This window comes from Bradyrhizobium sp. TM233 (assembly GCF_036247965.1).
Classification (GTDB): domain Bacteria; phylum Pseudomonadota; class Alphaproteobacteria; order Rhizobiales; family Xanthobacteraceae; genus Bradyrhizobium; species Bradyrhizobium ottawaense.
In genome coordinates this window covers 26,472-48,752 of sequence record NZ_BTIG01000010.1, presented here as the reverse complement: position 1 = coordinate 48,752, position 22,281 = coordinate 26,472, and the positions used below count along the sequence as shown (strand labels likewise).

The following is a 22,281-nucleotide window of genomic DNA, read 5'->3' as shown; positions in this document are numbered from 1 at the left end:
CACGGCGTTTGCCGCCTGTCTGCGGGCCGTCACGACGACGCGCCTGATCGTATTGCCGGCCTCAGGCGGCGGTTATGAACCAGGATGGCCGCCAGACGTTGTCCTTGGGGAAAACGTGGCATCCTGCCAGGCAGGACGCGCCTTCACCTGCGGCCAGCGGCGGCAATGTCTTCATCCGAGAGTACAGGTCAAACGACCAGCGAGGCGGCCCGCCGAGAGCGGAGGAGGAGCAATTCCTTGCTCTTGGTTCTCGCCGTGGGATTCCTTGTCTTTGGCGCCGCGGCGGGCGCTCTCTATTATACGTTGCGGCCGGACACCCTCCGCATTGCCGTCGGACCACCAGGCAGCGACGACTACAAAGTCATTCAGGCGATGGCCGATGCGTTCGGCGACGAAAGTCGGACAATCAGGCTGCTTCCGATCGAGACCAACGGAGCGGTGGAGGCTCTTGCCCTGCTTGGGGCTGGCAAGACCGACCTCGCCGTCGGCCGGGGCGACCTGGACATGCCTGCCGAGGCGCAGACCGTCGCCGTCGTGCGCAAGAACTTCGTCGTGCTGTGGGCTCCGTCTGGACCTGCGGGCAAGGGCTCGAAAAGAAAGCTCTCCCCGAAGATCAAGGAGGTCGCCGATCTCGCAGGGCGCCGCGTCGGTATGATCGGCCGGACCCCGGTGAACGCGACGTTGCTACGCGTCATCCTGAGCGCCTCCGGAGTCGAAGCGGACAAGGTCATCGTGACGCACTTTGGCACGGACCAGACCGAGGAGCTGGCGCGGGATCCCGCCATCGATGCGTTCATGGCGGTCGGGCCGCTCGACAGCAAGATCACATCCGACGCCGTTGCTGCGACGGCGCGGGTGCGCGGTGAGCCGAAGTTTCTCGCCATCGAGACATCGGAAGCGATCGCCTTGAAGCACCCCCGGTATGAATCGGAGGAAATCCCACCCAGCGTTTTCAATGCGGACCCGGCTCGGCCGGCTGACAAGGTTGAGGCGGTCAGCGTCAGTCACCTGATCGTCGCGAGAAAGTCCCTGCCTGAAACGACAGTCGCCGCCTTTTTCCGCCAGCTCTTTGCCGTTCGCCAGGCGATTGCAAGGCAGGTTCCGGGCGGCGCGCACATTGCCAAGCCCGACGTCGACAAGGACACCGAACTGCCGGTCCATCGGGGAGCGGCGGCTGTCATCGACGGAAACGAACGTACCTTCCTCGACCGATACGGCGATTACTTCTGGTTCGGGCTGCTGCTTCTCTCCGGGATCGGCTCGGCCGCTGCCTGGTTGCGTCGCTATTTGAATCGCGACGAAAGAGAGGAGACCACCGACCACCGCAAGAGAATCCTGGCCATGGTGTCCAGCGCGCGAACCGCGGGATCGAGCCAGGAGCTTCTGGTTCTGCAGCGCGAGGCCGACGCCATCATAGCTGAAACGCTCGAATGCTACGACGACGGCGCTATCGAGGAAGAGGAGCTCGCAGCATTCGGTCTGGTGCTCGGCCTGTTGAGCAACGCCATCACGGAGAGACGAGCCGCGCTGCAGCCTGCCAACTTCGAAACCGTTCGAGGCGCGGCGAGCGCGCCGCGAGGTTGAGACGACCGGCGCTGCGACGCAATTCGTCTACAATGCCAAGGCGGGACCGAGGGCGTAGCCGGGAAGATCAATTTACGCTTGTGAGACCCGCTGTCGACGCGGTCGAAGTTCTCTGCGCCGACACGCATCCCTTGTCTATCGCGCCTCCTATCGTCGTCGTCTCGTCTATTCCGTCATTCAGTACGCGTGGTCTGACGAAGATTCGGAACAAAAGAGACGTCACCGCTCTTACCTTGGTCAGGAGACCTGCTCATGCTGTGCTCAAAGCCGCCACGGGTCATTCGCACGACGCTTGATCTTGCGAACGCAAAGCAGGTCAAGTCCGTTCGAAAGCGCCTCAAGATCTCCGATGCCGATCTGGTCAGGATCGTCGATAGGATCGGTAATTCTCTGACCGCCATAGAAAAGGAAGTTCAGCTCGAAAAGCTTCAGCTCGTTGAGCAGGGCAGCGCCAAAGGCGCACTCACGACCCCTGGATAATTCTGGTCATCCCATCGAAAGGAGAACTGCTATGAACGGCCTGATTTACCTCGTAGGACTAGTCGTCGTGATCGCGGCCATTCTGTCATTCTTTGGCTTGCGTTGACCGCTCTTCCTTCTGCGCGCCGACCGCCGCCCCTTCGGGTGAAGCAGTTCGCAACTTCGTGTGCATCAAATGGTTGATTTGCACCAGGTGAATACCATCATCGCCACGACCATTTGCGCGTTCTTCAAAGACCATCCAGACGCACAAATCGGGGCCGAAGAGGCCAAGCTGCTGGCGAAGCAGATTGCCCAGGCGCTGGATGAGGCAGGGCTGCAGATCTCTGCCGTCAATCCGCCGAACGCGCCGCACTGAGCTTTCGGCCGGCGAGCCGGTGGTACGGCCCGATGCTGCAGCACTTCGTGAGGGCAAATGCGTCCTGGAATTTGTCGTGGGCAAGGGGCGCGGCGGTATCGCTCATGTCCTTCTGAACGATCTGATCGCCGCGACGCTTCCGATCTGGCTGCTTTCCTTTTAGTCCGGATCCAGCTCCCCCAGCAGCTTCCCCGCCTCGTCCAACAGCTCTCGGATCGCCCTTCGTTCCGCGATCCGCTCCTGCGTGAAGGCGCCATGCTTGCGCGCATTGCGGTTTCCCCATGGTGCGCCCGATCCGGGCGCGCCGCCGTGCATGCGGCAGCGGAGCTTGCCACGCACCGCCGGCGCGCGGCAGGCGAGGCCGCCGCGCGTGCCGGCGCCGCAGCGCGGGCTCGCCGACATCGCGCGCGTATCGCGAATGTGACCGGCACTCATGAGGTGCCGCCTTGCATGGCCTCGGCCCGTTCGCGCTCGCCGGCGTTGCCGGACGGCACCGGTCCCGCGTCGATCGCGGTGCCCGGCTCGGGAGCGATGAGATGCGCATGCTGCGCGACATTCCCCACGATCGCGCTGCCGCCGTCCTGTACCGACAGGTTCTGCACCGTGATCGGACGCTCGCCGTTGCCGCGGTGGCGGTTGAGGGCCTCCATCTGGGCTGCGAAGGTGCGGGCCAGCCGGGTCAATGTGCGCGAAATGCCCTCCTGCTGCGGGATGCCTTCGGCGAAGGCGAGACGGCAGGCAAAGCGCATGGTCGCGACGTGGACGGACACCATCTGCGCCGTCAGCATGGTCTCGAGAGAATCCCGCGGCGCGATGCCTTTCATCATCGAGATCATGAAGGCGAGATTCTCCTCATCGGGCTTCTGCAGGATCACGCTGGCTTTCATCAATTGCTTGAGGATACCATGCAGAGCGTCTTGATCGACGGCACCGAGCGCCTCGCCCATCAAGTGCTCGCCGGTCTCCGCGTTCGGATGCTGAATTGCGATCCGTTGTCCGGTGAGCTTGACCCGCGGGGTGGGCCTGCTGCCGTACCTGACGATTGGCGTCGTGCTGTTGCGTGTCATGGCTGTTGTCATGTCGATGTCTCCTTCGAGCCCACGGCACGCGCGAGCCGGCCCCTCTGGTGCGAGCCGACCCTCTCGGTTGCCGTGCGGCGATTGCGTTTTGAAATGTCGATGCTGGGCTTGTGCGCGATCGAAGCGAGGCCCACATGATTGTGGAGGCCGGGTTGCTGACGCAGATCGCGATGATGGCATTATGCCCCTGTTTTGCCCGACGAGTCAAAATCGTTTCGTAACATCCGAAGCTCGCGGCCTGGCATAAGTCCTTGTTTCGACAGGGGCCGTCTACTGTGCATGGGGTTGTTTTCGCATTTTTTGCTTGGAGGCGGCGCGCACGTGCCGTGCGGCGGAATGCCGGCGATCGAACGCGATTGCGAAATCCGGGATGGCCGCTATTCATGATTGTCGGATGCGTCGCACCAACAAGCCTGCACAAGCGGCGCAATGAGGTCTGGGGAGAGAACCAATGCAACGAACCGCCCGCCTGCTGGCCGTCATCGCCGGATTGTGCGCCGCTGCGCTGTCGACGCAGGCCTCGGCGCAGAAATATCCGGTGCGGCCGGTCAAAATCATGGTCGGCTTCAGCGCCGGTGGGCCGGTCGACGTCGTCGCGCGCATCATCGGCGATCGCCTCGGCAACAAGCTCGGGCAGCCCTTCGTGGTGGAGAACCGCGCCGGCGCCAACGGCATGATCGCCGCCGAGGGCGTCGCGCATGCGGACGGCGACGGTTACACCATGCTCGCCTGCAACTCCTCCACCATCACGCTCAACAAGACGCTATTCAAGGATATCCGCTACGATCCTCAGGGCGACTTCGCGCCGCTCACGACCGTCGTGTCGGCGCCGCTCGTGCTCGTGGTCAATCCGGAGAATCCCAAGACGGCTGATATCAAGACCGTGGCCGATCTCGTTGCCGCGGCGAAGGCCGCGCCCGACGCGCTTGCGTACGGGTCGGGCGGCAACGGCAACCTTGCCCATCTCGCCATGGAGCTGCTCAGCCAGAAGGCCGGCGTCAAGCTGATCCACGTGCCCTATCGCGGCGGCGCGGCTTCCGAGGTCGGCATCCTCGCCCAGGAGGTGCTGGCGGTGTTCGATCCGCTCTCCGCCGTGCCGCTGGTCAAGGCCGGAAAGCTGCGCGCGCTCGCGGTGTCGTCGGCCGAGCGGCTGCCGGCACTGCCGGACGTGCCGACCGTTGCGGAAGCCGGTTATCCCGGCTTCGACATCTCGTTCTGGGTCGGCTTCTTCATGCCGAAGTCGACGCCGGCGCCGATCCTGGAGACGCTGCACCGGGAGATCGTCGCGGCGGCCAAGGATCCGGGGGCCGCGGAGAAGCTCGGCTCGCAGGGCGTCGTGAGCGTGCTGACCCCGGCCGAGTACGCCGCGAAGATCGCGAAGGAGACCAAGGACCTCGCCGAGGTCGTCGCTGCCGCGGACATCAAGGCGGAGTAGGGAGCGTCCCTGCTTCCATCGCTATTCACCGCCGGCCAGCTGCGCCAGCCGATCGAGCAGCGGGCGTTGTCCTGCGTTGATCTTCTCCCGCGCCTCTTCGAGCGTGAACCATTCGGCACGATCGACCTCCGGGAAGACTTGCCGTTTGCCGCTCCGCGGTGGCCATTCCATCTCGAACGTGTTGCTGCGAACGTTGCGCACATCGATGTCGAGCTCGGCGGCGAACGCGGTGACGAGCTTGCCGCCGCGCTGCTTGACCTCGCCAAGCGCGATCAGCGGCACGGACAGCTCGAAGCCCAGCTCCTCGGCAAATTCCCGTCGCGCGGCGGCCTTCGCATCTTCTTCGTCCGCATACTCGCCCTTGGGGATCGACCACGCGCCGAGATCCTTGTTGCGCCAGAACGGCCCTCCGGGATGGACAAGGAGGATCTCGAGCTTCCGGCGTTTTCGATAGGCGATGATCCCGGCACTCTTCGATGGCATCGCAGGTTCCGTGCAGAAGCGGTCCGCTTTGTATCGGGAAAAAGTGGAACCGGCCGTTTTAGCGCAGGTTAGTAGCCAACGTTCATTTGATAAAAGGGAGTGAACCATGATCCGCCTGTTGGCAACCACCGCACTGGGGCTGGTGCTGGCAAACGCCGCCTTCGCGCAATCGCCAAGCACGACCACGAAGTCCGAGCAGACGCCGCAATCCCAATCAAATTCCACAGCGCCGTCCACCACCGCGCCATCTAATGCGGCTGATAAGCAGCAGACCACATCGCAGCCGCAGCAATCACCGGCGGCAGGAACCTCGACACAGAATACCCAGACCACCGCGCCGTCACCCGGGGCTGCCAATTCCGGATCGGGCACGTCCAATGCTGCGAACAGCACGGACACCTCGCGGCCGCAGAGCGGCACGGCAAGCTCGAACACGACCGGCAACCAGCCCGCGACCCAGCAGGGCGCCAACCCGCCGCCGGCCAATAGCAATCAGGCCCAGCAGGCGCCCGCTGCATCCGGGACCAACCAGGCTCAGCAGGCGCCGAATGCGCCAGCCAGCAATCAGGCCCAGGGTGAGTGAGCGGTCCAGCACCGGTTCCCAAGCCGCCGCGCAGAGCGACGTCAATCTCAATCGGCAGCAGGAGACCAAGATCAGCACCTCGATCTCGCGCCTGAACGTTCGGCCCGTGACCAACGTCAATTTCTCGCTGAATGTCGGAACCGTGGTGCCGCGCGATGTGCACCTCTCGACCCTTCCGCCTGATGTCGTGGAGATCGTGCCGCAGTATCGCGGCTACAGCTTCGCGCTGGTGAAGGATGAGATCGTCGTGGTCGATCCTGCGACCTACAAGATCGTGACGGTGTTGCCGTATTCGGGGAAATCCACGGCAACGACGACGTCGACCACCCGCGAGCGCAGCGCCAGCAAGTTCTCCGACCGCGATCGTGATGCGATCCGCAAGCATGCGAGAGCTCGTCCCGAAGGCCGGAGCGAACGGCAGACCACCGGAAGCACCGCACGCACCGAGATCCATGTCGGCGATCGCGTTCCTGACAGTGTCGAGGTCGAGGAATTTCCCAGCACGGTCTACCGTGATGCGCCCGATCTGCGCGAGTACCGCTACATCCATCGCGATACCCGGACTTATGTCATCGAGCCTCGCGAACGACGCGTGATCGAGGAGATCGATTAGTTCACAGCCGCCGGAAGCCGTCCATCGGGCGGCTTCCCGATTTATGCGTCATATCGCCGAACGTTCGCGCGCTGCGAGGCGGATGGCGCGAGCCTTGGTGCCCTTCGCCGCACGCGCTGCAATCATGCTCCTCGCCTTGCCACGGGCCGGGGCGTTCTTGTGGAGCAGGGATACGAACCGCTTGCGCGCCCGGCTTGTCGACAGGCGCGCGGCCAGCTGCTCGGCCTTGCGCTTGATGGTGACGACTGACGGCGTCAGGTTCACCGGGACCCAGGCGATATCCCTGGCCTTGGAGAGGCTGCCGATGCCTTCGCACGGCGCCTCGCGCGGCAGGTCGATCCTGATCGCGAGCGCCTCCGACCGCTCGGTCCAGTCCTCGGCCTTGGTGCCGGTGATGATGCGGACATAATCGCGCGTCTCACGCGGCAGCTCGCTTTCCTTGGCGAGCCACTTCTGAACGCGGCCGGGACCGGCATTATACGCAGCCGCAGCGAGGCCGAGATTGCCGAAATCGTCGCGAAGCTTGCGCAGGAATTTTGCCGATGCGGGCAGCGCCTTCATGGGATCGAAGGGATCGTCGAGCCCGACTTCGGCGGCCGTCTCGGGCATGAACTGCGCCACGCCCTGGGCGCCGGCCTGGCTCACCTCGTTGGACTTGAAGCGGCTCTCCTGCCAGAGCAGGCGGGCGAAGAATGGCACGGGAATGCCGCTGGCCTCGGCGGCCTCGCGCAGCGCGTGGCAAAATCGTTCGGTCGGCGAAACCGGCGCCTGCACGGCGGGCTCGGCCGCGAGGGACGGCTCGATCACCTGCTCATAGGCGGCACGCGCGTTGGCAAGCTCGATGGCCTGCACACTTGCGAGGAAGAGTTCGACCACCGGAACAAGTGGGGAGGCCCGATTGTTCTGAATAACTGCGTGGTCGAAAGTTGATGTTGGCCGGGACGCCGACGGATCGAGGTCACACATCAGAATCAAGAACGCGGCGCAAGCCGCGATGACAAATCGCATTTGCGGAGACAACCTCGAACTGTGGGATGAACGGCCAGCGATGCGCCGGCGATAAGGAGTTCTTAACCGTCCGATTGCGGCAAAGCTGCGATCTCGGCGGTTCCTTCGGTGTTACTACGGTGTTCCCAAACAGAAACGTCCCGCGGTTTTGCGGATCTTTATTTGCGAATTGGGACGAGCGATCATGATGCGATGGATGCTTGGCGCGGCGATGTCGCTGTGGTTCATCTGCCCGGTGCTCGCGGGCAATCTCGATGTGAAAGCGGTGAATGATGCTGCGCGTCCTGCAAGGCAGCCAGCCACCGCCAGGCTCAACCCATCGGTGGTGAAGCTTCAGGTCCTGCTGGATCGTGCGCAATTCTCGCCCGGCGAGATCGACGGCAAGCTCGGCGAGAACGCGCAGAAGGCGCTGAAGGCCTTTGCCGAGCACAACGGTATCGCATCCGACAAGGCAATCGCGCCGGAGCTTTGGGACAAGCTGACGACAGCGAGCGAGGGAGCCATTGTCGTCGACTACAAGATCGAGGAGGCCGATGTAAAAGGGCCTTTCCTGAAGGAGCTGCCGGCCAGGCTCGAGCAGATGAGGTCGCTGAGAGCGCTGAGCTACACCAGCGCGCTCGAGGGGCTCGCCGAGAAATTCCACATGAGCGCGGATCTGCTCAAGGCGCTCAATCCGGGAAAATCCTTTGACAAGGCCGGCGAGACGATTGTCGTTGCGAATGTCTCCGCGCGAAAAGAGTTGCCGCGCATTGCACGTCTCGAGGTCGACAAGAAACTGGGGACGCTCAAAGCGTTCGACGGGAGTGGTGCTCTGCTCGCGTTCTACCCGGCTTCAATCGGGAGCCCGGATCGTCCGACGCCGAGTGGCACACTCAAGGTCACAAGCACCGACGAGAAGCCGACCTACCATTACAATCCCGAGTACAAGTTCAAAAGCGTTAAATCCAGGGAGCCATTCGACATCAATCCTGGCCCGAACAATCCGGTGGGGGCGTACTGGATCGGCTTGTCCGCGCAGGGTTACGGCATCCACGGAACGGCAGAGCCCGATAAGGTCAGCAAGTCCGCCTCGCACGGCTGCGTCAGGCTCACCAACTGGGACGCCCGTACGCTCGGCGACAACATCAAGCGCGGCACGCCCGTCGTCTTCCTCGATGCGCCGACGGAATCCTCCTCGAAGCAGAAGGGCAAGCCGACCGGCAAGCGCGCCGCGAATTAGTCCTTTAGTCCTTGGGGAAATCCTTGCGCATCGCCATCTCGGCGGCATCGCCCGGCGACAGCACGGTCTGATCGAAGGCCGCCTGCGGCTTCGTCATGATGTCATAGAGCGAGATGCCCTTGATCGGCTTGCCCATGAGCTCGCGGACGCAGTCGGCGAGCGTGCCGTTGTAGACGAGATAGGGCGGACCTCTGTCCTTCTGCCTTTCGCCCTTCAGCGACGGCCACTTCTTCAATTCGGCCGGCTCGTCATAGGCGATAGGCGATCCCTCTTTGAACATGCACTTGGCCCCGGTGGCTTGGATTGCGGGGAATCCTAGAGCCGCCGGGTAAACACGCGTTAAAGAATTAGCTCAAATCAGCCGGCAATGAAGGCGAGCAGGGTGCCGTTGGCCTTGGCCGGCGGCACGCAGATCGCGGTCCCGCTGCGCACCGCTGCCGAACCCAGCGCTTTTTCGGTCGCTGCGAGATCGCCGCTGACGAGCACCAGCGCTGCGCCGCCGCGTTCGGAGAGGCCGGCGAGCGGCACGCCGGGATAGCGCTTGGCGAGCTGGTCCAGCGTCAGATAGACGAAGTCGGCACGATCGCCGCCAGAGGGCACCGTGACCGCGCCGTCGGCCTCCGCCTTCGGCTCGCGGTCGATCAGCCGGCCGAGATGTGCCGCTTCGTTCGCGGGTTCGGGCGTTGCGATCAGCGTCTGCCTGATGCGCTTGGCCGCATTGGCGTGCTGCATCAGCTCGGGAATCCAGACCGTCTCGCGCGTCTTGTGCTGGCAGGCGAAGATGCGCACGCCGCCGGGCGCTTCCGCGGTCGGCCACATGAAGGTGCGGAACTTGGCCGCCGAGACCGTGCCGTTGGGCAAGGTCACCGGGCGCTCGAAATCGGTCGGGCCGATCGGCGTGAAGCCACGTGCGCGGATCTCCTCCGCGCCTTCGGCGGAATCGACCGCGGTGAAGGCGATGCGCTCAATGCCTTCGCCGCGCTTGTCGAGGAAGGCGCGCGCCGGCGCGTTGTGCTCGGTCGCGGCGAGCACGCCGAGCAGCTCCATATAATCAGGATCGAACATGATGGTGTAATTGCCGGTGCCCATATGCGCGCTGTGGGTGCCGCGCGGCGACACGGTGAAGCCGAGGCGCCGATAATTCTCGGCAGCCTTGTCGAGGTCCTTCACCATGACCACGGCGTGGTCGATACCGATGACGTTCTTGAGAACCACTGTTCTTATCCCCGAATGCAAACTGACTTGAGGCCGCGCCGGCGGCGGCCGGTCCTGTCTACGCCGGATAGGCGGTCAAGTCATTTTCAATTCGGTGGGACATGCGGAATTTCATTCCGCGAAATGCGGCATGCGAGGAGCTCAGCGAGCCTGCTCGAGATAGGCGGCAAGGATCGCGCGCTCCTGGCTGGTCATCTCGGTGATGTTGCCCGGCGGCATCGCATTGGACCAGGCCGCGACACGGCCGATCAGGCGGATGTTGCGATGGATGTGTTCGGGCGCGTCGAGCAGGATGCCCTTCGGCGCGGTGACGATGCCGGTCCAGACTGGTTCTGCCGCATGGCACATGCTGCAGCGGGACATCACGATCTCCTCGACCGCGGCGAGCGTCGGCTGCGCCGGCAGCGCGCCGGTCTTTACCGCGCGTGGGCCGGCCGCGGAGAGGAGGAGGATCGCGATCACGCTGATTGCCGCGACGCCCCACACCCACCACGGCGATTTGCGCCCCGCGTGGCGCTCGTTGAAGAAGTGGCGGATCACGGGGCCGAGCGCCAGGATGATCGCGACGATGACCCAGTTGAAGCGCGTGGCGTAGAGCAGGGGATAGTGGTTGCTGATCATCAGCACGACCACGGGCAGGGTCAGATAGTTGTTGTGGACCGAGCGCTCCTTGCTGGCCTTGCCGAGCTTCGGATCGGGCGCCTGTCCCGCGATCAGGCTGGCCACGATCCTCTTCTGGTTGGGGATGATCAGCGCGAAGACATTGGCCACCATGATGGTGCCGATGATGGCGCCGATCTGGTTGAAGGCGCCACGGCCACTCAGCACGTGGGTGAAGGCATAGGTCAGCGCGACCAGGAACAGATAGCCGCCGATGGCGAAGGGCAGCTCGCGCTGCGCAAGCCCGGTGCGGCAGGCGGCTTCATAGAGCAGCCACGCCAGCGCGAGGCTCGCGAGGCTGAACAGGCCGGCCTGGAACGGCGTGAGGTCGAGGATCGACTTGTCGACCAGGAACAAATCCGCCTCGAGATAATACACCACCACCATCAGCGCGAAGCCGGACAGCCAGGTGGTGTAAGCCTCCCATTTGAACCAGGTCAGCTCGTCCGGCATCTGGGAAGGCGCGACCAGATATTTCATGATCCGGTAGAAGCCGCCGCCATGGACCTGCCAGGCCTCGCCCTGCACGCCGTCAGGCAGATCGCTCCTGGGTTTGAGACTGAGGTCGAGGGCGATGAAATAGAAGGAACTGCCGATCCAGGCGATCGCCGCCACCACGTGGAGCCAGCGCAGCAGCAGGCTCGCCCATTCCGATATGATGGATCCCCACATGATCATCCCGTCAATTGCGACAGCGATGCCGCAGCTTTGATGACCGCAACCCCCGCCCTTACAATGTGTCGCACCTATCCGCGGTGTTTTCCAGTACGATGGGTTGCAGCTGATGCACATCGTGCGGGCATCGGTTGACGTGGGATGCGGCAGAGCTTCGACCTGTCGCGGTGATGTCGATGTTCGAGATTGCAGGCCGGGAGGACAATTTGAAGAGCAGAATTTTGTCCGTTGCGATATCCGCGGGGCTGCTGGTTGCTACCGGCGCGCAGGCCGAGCCGGTGCTGCAGGGCAGGGATGCTTATGGCGATTGGCAGGCCGACAAGCCGGGCACGGTCAGGCTGATCCGGCCGCAGGATCTGGTCAGGCCAGGCGCCACACGCTCGGTTGCGAGCTCGTCGCGCGTGGTGCCGCGTCCGCCGGACGCCGCACTCCAGGTGCCGGCCGGATTCAAGATCGAGCTGTTCGCCGAAGGTCTGCGCGCGCCGCGCATCATCAGGGTCGCGCCGAACGGTGACGTCTTTGTCGCGGAGACGCGGTCCGGCACCATTCGCGTGCTGCGCACCGGGGACGGCGGGAAGGTCGCGACCAATGAAGTGTTCGCCAGCGGCCTGCGACAGCCGTTCGGCATCGCCTTCTTTCCGAACGGCGACAATCCGCAATGGGTCTATGTCGCCAACACCGACAGCGTCGTCCGCTTTCCCTATCAGGCCGGCGATCTCAAGGCGCGTGGCAAGGCCGAGACGATCGTGCCGAGCCTGCCGCATGACGGCGGTCATTCCACCCGCGATATCGTCTTCACGCCTGATAACAAGCGCATGCTGGTCTCCGTCGGCTCGCTCAGCAACGTCGCGGAAGGTTTGGGCACGCCGCCGGGCGGGACGGAGGCGTGGTCGAAAGCGCAGCCGCTCGGCGCGGCCTGGGCCAGTGAGACTGAGCGCGCGGCGGTGCTGGCGTTCAATCCGGATGGCAAGGAGCGGAAGATCTACGCCACCGGCATCCGCAATTGCGTCGGCCTTGCGATCCAGCCGCAGACCGGTCTGCCCTGGTGCTCGACCAACGAGCGCGACGGCCTCGGCGACGATCTCGTGCCCGATTATGTGACCAGCGTGAAGGAAGGCGCATTCTACGGCTGGCCCTGGTTTTACATCGGCGGCAACGAAGACCCGCGCCACGCCGGCGCGCGGCCTGATATCAAGGACAAGGTGACGGTCCCCGACGTGCTGGTGCAGCCGCATTCGGCCTCGCTCGGTATGACCTTCTACCAGGGCACGCAGTTTCCGCCCGAGTATCAGAGCGACGCCTTCGCCGCCGAGCACGGCTCCTGGAACCGGTCGAAGCGCACCGGCTACAAGGTGATCCGCATTAGGATGAAGGACGGCAAGCCGACGGGCGAGTACGAGGATTTCGTCACGGGTTTTGTCGTCAGTGACACGGAAGTGTGGGGGCGGCCGGTGGGAGTCGCCGTGGCGAAGGACGGATCGCTGCTGGTGTCGGAGGACGGCAACGGCACGATCTGGCGGGTGATAAGCGCGCCGCGCTGACGCTTCACCCTCCCCTGGAATGGACCCTCCAGGGGAGAGTAAGAAAGGCGCTCGCCTGACCTACCCCCGTCTCACGCTCGCTCCGCCATCCACCGGCAGCGTCACGCCCGTAATGAAATTCGCCTCATCCGACGCCAGAAACAGCGCGGCGTTGGCGACGTCCCAGCCGGTCCCCATTTTCTTGCGCAGCGGCACCTTGCTGTCGCGCTCGGCTTCGACCTCGGCGCGGGTCTTGTGCCATTCGCGGGCGCGGGTGTCGACGGCCATCGGCGTGTTCATCAGGCCGGGCAAGATGACGTTGGCGCGGATGCCGTATTCGGCGTTCTGGTAGGCGAGCTGTTCGGTGAAGGCGATCATCGCCGACTTCGTCGCCTTGTAGGCGACATAGGGATAAGTCGTGATCGCCGCCATCGAGGAGATGTTGATGATGGCGCCGCTGCCTTGCGCGCGCATGATCGGGATCACCTCTTTCGCTGCGAGAATGCAGCTCTTCAGATTGATCGCGACGACACGGTCGAACGCCTCCTCGGTCAGTTGCAGCAGCTCGGCATCGCCGCCGGACAGGCTGACGCCGACATTGTTGTGCAGCACGTCGATCCGGCCCCAGCGCGACTGCGCGTCCTTAACCATCGCCATGATGTCGGCCGACTTCGTGACGTCGGCCTTGAAGGCTGCGGCAGTGCCATGTTTCGCGGTGATCATCGCCACCGTTTCCTGCGCCGATTCCAGATGATGATCGACGCACAGGACCTTTGCGCCCTCGCGCGCGAAGGTCAGCGCGGTGGCGCGGCCGTTGCCCATGCCTTCGCCGGGACTTTGTCCGGCTCCGACGACGATGGCGACCTTGTCCTTCAAGCGCATCTCGATTCACTCCCTGATCCCGTACTTCCCATTATTTTCGTGCAGATTAGCAATCGCCCCGACCGGAGAGAAGGGCGCGGCTTCTGCGTTCATGTCATTGACATCGCATGGATTTGCATGTTGCGCCGGCTCAATGCGCATGGCTGGCCCTTGCGGTCCAGGAACCGTTCCGAGGTCGCCGCGTTTGTTGCGGAGCCTTTCCCGCGCTAGGCTCTGTCCGGGGGCTTCCCAACCGCCAGTGGCTTGCCGATGAATCTGCTCGACCCACAAGGGCCCGTGGCTGCGGCCAACAGCACCATTCTGGTCGATTCCGTCTTCATCATGCTCGTGATCGTGGTGCCCACCATTTTCGCGATTCTCGGCTTTGCGTTCTGGTTTCGCGCCTCGAATCCAAAAGCGCGCTACCAGCCTGACTTCGTCTATTCCGGCCGCGTCGAGATGGTGGTGTGGGCGATCCCTGCGCTCACCGTCATCCTGCTCGGCGGCGTCGCCTGGATCGGCTCGCATCAACTCGATCCCGCAGCACCGGTGCCGGGGACTGGAAGCCCGGTGCGGATCCAAGCGGTTTCGCTCGACTGGAAATGGCTGTTCATCTATCCGGACCAGCGCATCGCCACCGTCAACACGCTGACCGTGCCGGCCGGCGCCGAGCTGAACTTTCAGCTGACGTCGTCGAGCGTGATGAACACGTTCTTCATCCCGCAGCTCGGCAGCATGATCTACACCATGAACGGCATGGTGACGAAGCTGAACCTGCGCGCCGACAACGAAGGCAAGCTGCAGGGATTGTCCGCGCATTTCTCCGGCGACGGCTTTCCCGACATGATGTTCGACGTCAACGTGATCTCGCCGCTCGCCTTTCCGGAATGGGTGGCGACCACGGCGAAGACCGATGCCGTGCTGAATGAGGACAGCTACAAGAAGCTGATGCAGCAGGGCGTCGAGAAGGGCAGGCCGATCTATCGCCTGGAAGATCCCCGCCTGTTTGATTTGATCGCGACCCAGCACATTCCGCCGGGACCCGGGCCGGAACTGCTCTCCGATGCAGGCCGGCCGCACAGTGGAGGCCACGATGCTCGGTAAGCTCGATTGGTCGGCCATTCCGTTCGATCAGCCCATCCCGCTGGTCGCGGGCGCAGTGGTGCTGGTCGCGATCCTGGGCGTGCTGACCTGGGTCGTGGTGAAGGGACATCTGCCCTATCTCTGGAGCGAATGGATTACCAGCGTCGATCACAAGCGCATCGGCGTCATGTACATTCTGCTGGCCTCGGTGATGCTGCTGCGCGGTGGCAGCGACGCCATCATGATGCGGATTCAGCAGGCCGTCGCCTACCAGTCGCAGGGCTATCTGCCGCCGGAGCACTACAACCAGATCTTCTCGGCGCACGGCACCATCATGATCTTCTTCGTGGCGATGCCGTTCGTGATCGGGCTGATGAACCTGATCGTGCCGCTCCAGCTCGGCGTGCGCGACGTCGCTTTCCCGACGCTCAATTCGGTCGGATTCTGGCTGACCGCGACCGGTGCGCTGCTGGTCAATCTCTCGCTCGTGGTCGGCGAGTTCGCGCGCACCGGCTGGCTCGCCTTTCCGCCGCTGTCGGAGCTGTCCTATTCGCCCGGCGTCGGCGTCGACTATTACGCCTGGTCGCTGCAGATCTCCGGCGTCGGCACGCTGGTGGCCGGCATCAATCTCGTCACGACGGTCCTGAAGCTGCGCACCAAGGGCATGAATTATCTGCGCATGCCGATGTTCTGCTGGACCACGCTGGCCTCGAACCTCCTCATCGTTGCAGCCTTTCCGATCCTCACCGCCACGCTCGCGATGCTGCTGCTCGACCGTCACCTCGGCTTCCATTTCTTCACCAACGAGGCCGGCGGCAACGTCATGATGTTCATGAATCTGATCTGGGCCTGGGGCCATCCGGAGGTCTACATTCTGGTGCTGCCGGCGTTCGGCATCTTCTCCGAGGTGGTCTCGACCTTCTCCGGCAAGGGGCTGTTCGGCTATCGCTCGATGGTGCTTGCGACCATGGCGATCTGCGTCATCTCCTTCATGGTCTGGCTGCATCATTTCTTCACGATGGGGGCGGGGCCGGACGTCAATGCCATCTTCGGCATCGCCAGCATGATCATCGCGGTGCCGACGGGCGTGAAGATCTACAATTGGCTGTTCACGATGTATGGCGGCCGCATCCGCTTTGCGACGCCGATGCTGTGGTCGGTCGGCTTCATGGTGACGTTCATCGTCGGCGGATTGACGGGCGTTCTGCTCGCGGTGCCGCCGGCGGACTTCATGCTTCACAACAGCATGTTCCTGGTGGCGCATTTCCACAACGTCATCATCGGCGGCGTGCTGTTCGGCGCCTTCGCCGGCTTCGAATATTGGTTTCCGAAGGCGTTTGGTTTCCGCCTCGACGAACGCTGGGGCAAGCTGGCGTTCTGGTTCACCTTCCTCGGCTTCTTCATCACCTTCGTCCCGCTCTATATTGCCGGCATGCTCGGCATGACCAGGCGCATGCAGCACTATGACGTTGCGGCGTGGCGGCCCTGGATGATCGTTGCAGCGATTGGCATGGCCGTGCTGACGATCGGGGTGATCTGTCAGATCGTGCAGCTCGTGGTCAGCATCCGCAACCGCGATGCGCTACGCGACCCCACCGGCGATCCCTGGGACGGCCGCTCGCTGGAATGGGCGACCTCGTCGCCGCCGCCCGTTTTCAACTTCGCCTTCAATCCCGATGTGCGCGGCGAGGACGCTTATTGGGACATGAAGGTCCGTGCCCAGCAGCAATCGCTCGAACGCGACAGGCCGGACTATCAGGACATCGAGATGCCCCGGAATTCCCCGACCGGCTTCGTCTGCGCGTTCTTCGCTACCATCATGGGCTTTGCGCTGATCTGGCACATCTGGTGGATGGTGATTCTGGGCGGCCTCGGCGCGTTCGCGACCTTCGTCGTGTTCGCCTGGCGCGATCACGACGAATACGTCATTCCGGCCGACGAGGTCGCCGCGATCGACCGCGTCAATCTCGAGGAACGGCGCAGCCTCGTCAGCATGGCGGGAGCAGTCTGATGGCGATGACCGCGACCGTCGGCCATGCGCACGCCGATCCCCATCACATCGGGCTCGTCATCGAGCATCCCGGACCCGCGTCGAAGCGCATCGTGACCGCCTACGGTTTCTGGGTCTTCCTGCTCTCCGACATCGTGATGTTCTCCTGCTTCTTCGCGGCCTATGCGGTGCTGTCTGGCCAGACGGCCGGCGGCCCGAAGGGCTCGGAGATCTTCGAGCAGAGGAACGTCGCGATCGAGACGGTCTGCCTGCTGTTGTCGAGTTTTACCTGCGGCATGGCCAGCATTGCCGCCGATGTGCGCAACCGGTTCTGGTTCTATCTCGGCATGGCCGTGACTTGTCTGTTGGGACTCATATTCCTGGCGATCGAATTCCGCGAATTCGCCGACCTCGTCGCGCGCGGCTATGGCCCGTCGCGCAGCGCGTTCCTGACCGCATTTTTCTCGCTGGTCGGCTGCCACGGCCTGCATGTCTCGGCCGGCGTGCTGTGGCTGCTCACCATGATGGCCCAGGTGTTCGCCAAGGGCTTCCGTGCCGACATATTGCGCCGGATGATGTGTTTTGCGCTGTTCTGGCACGCGCTCGACATCATCTGGGTCGCGGTGTTCTCCGTGGTCTACCTGCTTGGGAGTGCGGCATGAGCGATCAGACCCATGCACGGACCGACCATGACCTCGCGCCGGGCGAGGAAGAGCAGCACAGTGTCGGCACGCGCATTCTCGGCTACGTCGTCGGCCTTGTCCTGGCGCTGCTGCTGACGGCGACGTCGTTCTTCATCGCCGGCACCGATCTGGTCTGGCAGCCCTCCATCCCCGTCGCGCTGATCGTGCTGGCGATCGCGCAGATGGGGGTGCATCTGGTGTTCTTCCTGCACATCACGACCGGCCCCGACAACACCAACAATGTGCTGGCGCTGGCCTTCGGCCTGCTGGTGGTCTTCCTGGTGGTGGGCGGCACGGTCTGGATCATGGCGCATCTGAATGCCAACATGCCGCCGATGGACCAGATCATGCGGATGCAGTGATAGAGCCGTCCAAAAAAGAAGAGCCGCTTGTTGTGACAAGCGGCCCAAGTCTAGGGAGGAAACGCCCAAGCAGGGCAATCGGGCCGGAGCCGGATTGCTGCCAAGGAAACGCCCGCGCAAGCGCTTGCGTACCTCTATGAGTGCAGCGACTCGCGAAGGAGTTCAATTCCGGATCAATACGGTGCCGGACTACTACTCACGGATGCGTGAGGGAATTATTCACTTCGGCCGACGGCAGTTATAGGCCTTGCGGAAGCCGGCCGCCTGGGCGTCGTCCTCCGAACAGAACCAGCGGTCCGGCTTGGTGGTCGCCGGGTAGCTCGGGCAACCCCGCAAATGATAGATGCCGATATTGCCGGTGACGCGTGCGCGCACCGCGAGCTTGCCCTTGATGCTGCAACTCGGCGGCATCGTCAGCTCCTCCGGAAACAGCACGGCGCGAATTTCCTTGTCGCGGTCCGGGCGGCAGGCGGCGCCCAGCAGGGCGCCGTCCTTTTTGCCGGCACGGAAGTCTTGCGGCGCAACAAAGCACCCCTTCCAAATTCCGGCCGAGGCCGTCTTGGCTTCGCCCGCCGCCGGCTTGACGTTCGCCTTGATCGGCTCGCGGGCGATGGCAAAACCGAGCTTGACCAGCTGCTCGTTCAAGGTCGCCTTGTCGCCCTCGGCCGTGCAGATCGCCCGGTGCCGCTTGCCAAAACTCTTCTCCGGCCCGACATCGTCACAACGCACGGAGCGCTTGTTGATCAGCTTCGCCAGCTGATCGCGGGCCTCGATGCCACAGGTCCAGGGATCGGCGTGGTCGTCGATGCAGACCTGGTCGAGCTCGGGCGCGTCGACGCCGTCGAGCCGATAGGTGACGTCGCCAAGCTGGATGGAGTTGCCGTCGCGGACTGTCGCGGCGGCGGTCAGCGCGGAAGCCGGCTCGGAAGACGCCAGAAATCCGGACAAGGCGAAGAACCAAATGAGCGCAAAAGCGTGGGCGGCGGCAAAGACATTTCGGAAGGACATACGGTCTCGCTATCGATTGCTCGTGCGCCTGTTCCTAGCATCCGGATGTGGCGATACCAATGGTCTGCACCCTGCGAAGTGCGACATTCCGGCCCCGCGGCTTTACTCCCCGCCCGCTCTGACCCTATCGTTCGCAGGCCTTGCGGACCGTGCAGGCCGAATCGCCCGGGAAGCGGCGAGGGCGGGAGGAAAAGGTTGCGATGAAAGACCCCGTGGACGTCCTGATCATCGGCGCCGGCGCTTCGGGCGCGGCGGTGGCGTGGTCGCTGGCCGAGACCAAGATGCATATCCTCTGCCTGGAGCAGGGCGGCTGGATGAACCCGGCGGAATATCCCAGCACCGGCCGCGACTGGGAGGCCAAGTTCTACGGCGAGTGGTCGTCGAGCCCGAACGTGCGCGGCCGTCCCGAGGACTATCCGATCAACGACGACAATTCGCCGATCAAGGTCGTGAACTACAATGCGGTTGGCGGCTCCACGGTGATGTACACCGCGCACTGGCCGCGGCTGCATCCCTCCGATTTCAAGGTGCGGACGCTGGACGGCGTCGCCGACGACTGGCCGATCGATTACGACACGCTGACCCCGTTCTTCGAGGAGAACGACCGGATCATGGGCACGTCGGGCTTGTCAGGCGATCCGCGCTCGCCGCTGACGCATCCGCCGATGCCGCAACAGCCGCTCGGATTGTCCGGCGCCATCATCGGCAAGGCCATGAACAAGCTCGGCTGGCACTGGTGGCCGTCGGATACGACGGTCGCGACGATGGATTATGAGGGCCGGGCGCGCTGCATCAATCTCGGCCATTGCACGCCGGCCTGCGCGCAGGGCGCCAAGTCCTCCACCGACATCACCTATTGGCCGCAGGCGATCCGTGCTGGCGTCGAGCTGCGCACCCATTGCCGGGTGCGCGAGATCGCCACCGACGAGAACGGCATGGCCTCCGGCGTGGTTTATTACGACAAGGACGGCATCGAGCAGTTCCAGCCCGCGCATGTCGTCATCATCGCCTGCAACGGCGTCGGCACCCCGCGGCTATTGCTGAACTCGGCGTCCTTGCGCTTTCCGAACGGCCTTGCCAATTCGTCCGGCCTCGTCGGCAAGAATTTGATGTTCCATCCCTACGCGCAGATCTACGGCTATGTGAAAGAGCCGACCGACTCTAACCGCGCGCCGCCGACCTGCCTGTGGAGCAAGGAGTGGTACGACACCGACCTGTCGCGCGGCTTCGTGCGCGGCTATGGCGTTCAGTTCGTGCGCGGGGCAGGGCCGGTGTTCGAGGCCGTCGTCAGCGAGCAGAAGGGCATTCTGCCCTGGGGCGCCGATCATCACCGCGTCTTCCGCAAGCTGAACGGCCACCGGCTGGGCTTCTCTGCGATCTGCGAGGATCTGCCGGAGGAGCATAATCGCGTCACGCTCGATCCCGTCCTGAAGGACAGTCACGGCATTCCCGCACCGAAGATCGACTACACCATCAGCGAGAACAGCCGGAAGATGATGGAACATGCGTTGGCGCGCGGTCGGGAGGTCCTCGAGACCGCAGGCGCCACCGACATCTGCGTCAACTCACCGATCCCGTGGGGCGGCTGGCACCTGCTCGGCACCGCGCGGATGGGCACCGATCCCAAGAGCTCCGTCGTCAACGAATGGGGCCGCACGCACGACGTGAAGAACCTCTTCATCGTCGACGGCAGCATCTTCGTCACCTCGGGCGGCGTGAACCCGACCTCCACCATCCAGGCCCTCGCGCTCTACATCGCCGACCAGATGAAGCAGCGCCTTGCCAATTTGTTCGATTGAGGCCGCCATGTCCGCAGACAATCTCACGCGCACCCAGCGCGACGACCTCCGTACCATCGCCGCGATGATCGTTCCCGCCAGCGACGAGTACAAGGTGCCCGGCGCAGACGACCCCGCGATCCAGGCCGACATGCTGGCAACGCTCGGCCGCGATACCAAATTGGTGGCGGCGGCGCTGGATCATCTGGCGCGGCTGGCAGGTCGGCCGCTTGCCGAGCTCGATGCCGCCAGGCGCGATGCGGTGGCGCAGGAGTTCCGCAGTGCCGGCGGTGCGGCCGCCGCAACGCTCGTCCGTGTCGTGCTGCAATGCTACTACCGCGACGACCGCGTGCTGGGCTCGTTGGGGATCGAGCCGCGGGCGCCATTCCCGAACGGCCATGTGCTTCCGGATGGGGACTGGTCGCTGCTCGACCCCGTCAAGGCGAGGGCAGGCACGCTGCGGCGCGCGCCCTAACCATCTGGGCAGTCGAGCCCTGCACTCCTGGCGGGCACCTTGCGCGGCAGCGAGCAGGCCACCATCTGTGTGAGCCTCAAGGACTCTTGCCATGTTGGATTTCACCTCAGATATCGTCGATGACGCCGCGTCATCGCGAACGACGGCATCTGCGCCGGCCGATGACCGGGCGTTGCTGGACGCCTATTCCAATGCTGTGATCGATGTGACCGACCGCGTCGGCCCCGCGGTCGTGCGTGTCGAGACCGGGCCAAAAGTGCCGAACGGCCGTGAGCGCGGCGGGCTCGGCTCGGGCATCGTGATCTCACCGGACGGGCTTGTCCTCACCAACAGCCACGTGGTCGGCACGTCGAAGGAGATCCGGCTGCGCGACGTCGAGGGCCATGTCGGCGAGGCCCAGGTGCTCGGCGTAGATCCCGACACCGACCTCGCGTTGCTGCGCGCCAACGGCGTGCGCGACTTGCCCTACGCCGCGCTCGGCAACTCCAAGACCTTGCGCCGCGGCCAGCTCGTGATCGCGATCGGCAATCCGCTCGGCTTCGAATCGACCGTGACCGCCGGCGTGGTCTCGGCGCTCGGCCGCTCGATCCGCTCGGTCAGCGGCCGCACCATCGAGGACGTGATCCAGACCGATGCCGCGCTCAACCCCGGAAATTCCGGCGGCCCGCTACTGTCGTCGAATGCCGAGGTGATCGGCATCAACACCGCCATCATCAACGGCGCGCAGGGCATCTGCTTCGCGGTTGCCAGCAACACCGCGCAATTCGTGCTGGCGGAGATCATCCGCCACGGCTATGTCCGCCGCGCCTATATCGGCGTCGCCGGACAGACCGCGCCGGTGCCGCGGCGGCATGCGGTGCTGGCCGGCATCGAAAACAAGATGGGCGCGCTGCTCGCGCAAATCGAGCCGGACGGTCCGGCGGCGAAGGCGGGACTGTTGCCCGGCGACGTGGTGATCAGGCTCGATGGCGTCGAGATCAACGGCGTCGACGATCTGATCCGCGTGCTCGATCGCGACCGGATCGGCCGGCGGCTCGCCATGGACGTGCTGCGGCTCGGCCGCCTGCGGGCGATCGACATCGATCCGATCGAGCGGAAGCCTGCGCGCTAGCGTCGGCCCCTCCGGGCG

General features: G+C 64.1%; 23 protein-coding genes. 14 read left to right on the top strand and 9 right to left on the bottom strand.

Annotated elements, in window-relative coordinates; translation table 11 throughout:
* The first annotated feature begins 165 nt into the window (after nucleotides 1–165).
* From AABA86_RS21995 to AABA86_RS21985, 3 genes are all read left to right on the top strand, one after another.
* Nucleotides 166–1,584: a TAXI family TRAP transporter solute-binding subunit gene (locus tag AABA86_RS21995; RefSeq protein WP_338308422.1), complete on the top strand. Its 1,419-nt coding sequence runs from the start codon at nucleotides 166–168 to the stop codon at nucleotides 1,582–1,584.
* Between the two features lie 252 nt (nucleotides 1,585–1,836).
* Nucleotides 1,837–2,064: a hypothetical protein gene (locus AABA86_RS21990; protein WP_338308421.1), complete on the top strand. Its 228-nt coding sequence runs from the start codon at nucleotides 1,837–1,839 to the stop codon at nucleotides 2,062–2,064.
* A 175-nt stretch (nucleotides 2,065–2,239) separates the two neighbouring features.
* Nucleotides 2,240–2,422, top strand: coding sequence for a hypothetical protein (locus AABA86_RS21985; RefSeq protein ID WP_338308420.1), 183 nt, complete (start codon nucleotides 2,240–2,242; stop codon nucleotides 2,420–2,422).
* 159 nt (nucleotides 2,423–2,581) lie between these two features.
* Here AABA86_RS21985 and AABA86_RS21980 read toward each other — a convergent pair whose 3' ends face one another.
* Nucleotides 2,582–2,857 carry an HGGxSTG domain-containing protein gene (locus tag AABA86_RS21980; protein WP_338308419.1) on the bottom strand — a complete coding sequence of 92 codons (276 nt, stop codon included), beginning with the start codon at nucleotides 2,855–2,857 and terminating at the stop codon, nucleotides 2,582–2,584.
* A complete protein-coding gene (locus tag AABA86_RS21975; protein WP_338308418.1) occupies nucleotides 2,854–3,501 on the bottom strand; it encodes a hypothetical protein in 648 nt (215 codons plus the stop codon). The genes AABA86_RS21980 and AABA86_RS21975 overlap by 4 nt, the downstream gene beginning before the upstream one ends.
* A gap of 451 nt (nucleotides 3,502–3,952) precedes the next feature.
* Here AABA86_RS21975 and AABA86_RS21970 point away from each other — a divergent pair, with 451 nt between their 5' ends.
* Complete coding sequence (locus tag AABA86_RS21970; RefSeq protein ID WP_338308417.1) at nucleotides 3,953–4,936, top strand: Bug family tripartite tricarboxylate transporter substrate binding protein; 984 nt, start codon at nucleotides 3,953–3,955, stop codon at nucleotides 4,934–4,936.
* A 21-nt stretch (nucleotides 4,937–4,957) separates the two neighbouring features.
* Here the strand turns inward: AABA86_RS21970 and AABA86_RS21965 are convergent, their stop codons facing one another.
* On the bottom strand, nucleotides 4,958–5,419 hold the full coding sequence (locus AABA86_RS21965; RefSeq protein ID WP_338308527.1) for an NUDIX domain-containing protein: 462 nt from the start codon (nucleotides 5,417–5,419) through the stop codon (nucleotides 4,958–4,960).
* A 548-nt stretch (nucleotides 5,420–5,967) separates the two neighbouring features.
* On the opposite strand from AABA86_RS21965, the gene AABA86_RS21960 reads away from it, so the two are divergent.
* Nucleotides 5,968–6,615, top strand: a complete 648-nt coding sequence (locus tag AABA86_RS21960) for a DUF1236 domain-containing protein (protein ID WP_338308416.1) — start codon at nucleotides 5,968–5,970, stop codon at nucleotides 6,613–6,615.
* Nucleotides 6,616–6,663: 48 nt separating this feature from the next.
* Here AABA86_RS21960 and AABA86_RS21955 read toward each other — a convergent pair whose 3' ends face one another.
* Nucleotides 6,664–7,623: a transglycosylase SLT domain-containing protein gene (locus AABA86_RS21955; protein ID WP_338308415.1), complete on the bottom strand. Its 960-nt coding sequence runs from the start codon at nucleotides 7,621–7,623 to the stop codon at nucleotides 6,664–6,666.
* 184 nt (nucleotides 7,624–7,807) lie between these two features.
* Between AABA86_RS21955 and AABA86_RS21950 the strand changes: the two genes are divergently transcribed.
* Nucleotides 7,808–8,842 carry a L,D-transpeptidase family protein gene (locus AABA86_RS21950; protein WP_338308414.1) on the top strand — a complete coding sequence of 345 codons (1,035 nt, stop codon included), beginning with the start codon at nucleotides 7,808–7,810 and terminating at the stop codon, nucleotides 8,840–8,842.
* A 4-nt stretch (nucleotides 8,843–8,846) separates the two neighbouring features.
* Here AABA86_RS21950 and AABA86_RS21945 read toward each other — a convergent pair whose 3' ends face one another.
* From AABA86_RS21945 to AABA86_RS21935, 3 genes are all read right to left on the bottom strand, one after another.
* Complete coding sequence (locus tag AABA86_RS21945; RefSeq protein WP_212247782.1) at nucleotides 8,847–9,122, bottom strand: hypothetical protein; 276 nt, start codon at nucleotides 9,120–9,122, stop codon at nucleotides 8,847–8,849.
* Between the two features lie 77 nt (nucleotides 9,123–9,199).
* The gene (locus AABA86_RS21940) at nucleotides 9,200–10,057 is read right to left on the bottom strand and encodes a VOC family protein (RefSeq protein ID WP_338308413.1); all 858 of its coding nucleotides are present in this window, start codon (nucleotides 10,055–10,057) and stop codon (nucleotides 9,200–9,202) included.
* A 141-nt stretch (nucleotides 10,058–10,198) separates the two neighbouring features.
* A complete protein-coding gene (locus tag AABA86_RS21935) occupies nucleotides 10,199–11,389 on the bottom strand; it encodes a urate hydroxylase PuuD (RefSeq protein ID WP_338308412.1) in 1,191 nt (396 codons plus the stop codon).
* A gap of 179 nt (nucleotides 11,390–11,568) precedes the next feature.
* Between AABA86_RS21935 and AABA86_RS21930 the strand changes: the two genes are divergently transcribed.
* Complete coding sequence (locus AABA86_RS21930; protein ID WP_338308411.1) at nucleotides 11,569–12,933, top strand: PQQ-dependent sugar dehydrogenase; 1,365 nt, start codon at nucleotides 11,569–11,571, stop codon at nucleotides 12,931–12,933.
* 60 nt (nucleotides 12,934–12,993) lie between these two features.
* On the opposite strand, the gene AABA86_RS21925 is transcribed toward AABA86_RS21930, so the two are convergent.
* A complete protein-coding gene (locus tag AABA86_RS21925; RefSeq protein ID WP_212247788.1) occupies nucleotides 12,994–13,794 on the bottom strand; it encodes an SDR family NAD(P)-dependent oxidoreductase in 801 nt (266 codons plus the stop codon).
* A gap of 249 nt (nucleotides 13,795–14,043) precedes the next feature.
* Between AABA86_RS21925 and AABA86_RS21920 the strand changes: the two genes are divergently transcribed.
* From AABA86_RS21920 to cyoD, 4 genes are read left to right on the top strand one after another with little or no spacing between them, the layout of a single operon-like run.
* Nucleotides 14,044–14,877, top strand: coding sequence for a cytochrome ubiquinol oxidase subunit II (locus AABA86_RS21920; protein ID WP_212247789.1), 834 nt, complete (start codon nucleotides 14,044–14,046; stop codon nucleotides 14,875–14,877).
* Nucleotides 14,867–16,867 carry a cytochrome o ubiquinol oxidase subunit I gene (cyoB, locus tag AABA86_RS21915; protein ID WP_338308410.1) on the top strand — a complete coding sequence of 667 codons (2,001 nt, stop codon included), beginning with the start codon at nucleotides 14,867–14,869 and terminating at the stop codon, nucleotides 16,865–16,867. The genes AABA86_RS21920 and cyoB overlap by 11 nt, the downstream gene beginning before the upstream one ends.
* Nucleotides 16,867–17,508, top strand: a complete 642-nt coding sequence (locus tag AABA86_RS21910) for a cytochrome (ubi)quinol oxidase subunit III (protein ID WP_338308409.1) — start codon at nucleotides 16,867–16,869, stop codon at nucleotides 17,506–17,508. The genes cyoB and AABA86_RS21910 overlap by 1 nt, the downstream gene beginning before the upstream one ends.
* Complete coding sequence (cyoD, locus tag AABA86_RS21905) at nucleotides 17,505–17,891, top strand: cytochrome o ubiquinol oxidase subunit IV (RefSeq protein ID WP_212247795.1); 387 nt, start codon at nucleotides 17,505–17,507, stop codon at nucleotides 17,889–17,891. Before AABA86_RS21910 ends, cyoD begins: the two co-directional genes overlap by 4 nt.
* A 219-nt stretch (nucleotides 17,892–18,110) precedes the next feature.
* Here the strand turns inward: cyoD and AABA86_RS21900 are convergent, their stop codons facing one another.
* On the bottom strand, nucleotides 18,111–18,899 hold the full coding sequence (locus AABA86_RS21900) for a thermonuclease family protein (protein WP_338308408.1): 789 nt from the start codon (nucleotides 18,897–18,899) through the stop codon (nucleotides 18,111–18,113).
* A 200-nt stretch (nucleotides 18,900–19,099) separates the two neighbouring features.
* Here AABA86_RS21900 and AABA86_RS21895 point away from each other — a divergent pair, with 200 nt between their 5' ends.
* The 3 genes from AABA86_RS21895 (at nucleotide 19,100) to AABA86_RS21885 (ending at nucleotide 22,263) form a co-directional block, all read left to right on the top strand.
* Nucleotides 19,100–20,698: a GMC family oxidoreductase gene (locus AABA86_RS21895; RefSeq protein WP_338308407.1), complete on the top strand. Its 1,599-nt coding sequence runs from the start codon at nucleotides 19,100–19,102 to the stop codon at nucleotides 20,696–20,698.
* A gap of 7 nt (nucleotides 20,699–20,705) precedes the next feature.
* Nucleotides 20,706–21,152: a hypothetical protein gene (locus AABA86_RS21890; RefSeq protein ID WP_338308406.1), complete on the top strand. Its 447-nt coding sequence runs from the start codon at nucleotides 20,706–20,708 to the stop codon at nucleotides 21,150–21,152.
* Between the two features lie 91 nt (nucleotides 21,153–21,243).
* A complete protein-coding gene (locus AABA86_RS21885) occupies nucleotides 21,244–22,263 on the top strand; it encodes a S1C family serine protease (RefSeq protein WP_212247802.1) in 1,020 nt (339 codons plus the stop codon).
* The last annotated feature ends 18 nt before the right edge of the window (nucleotides 22,264–22,281 follow it).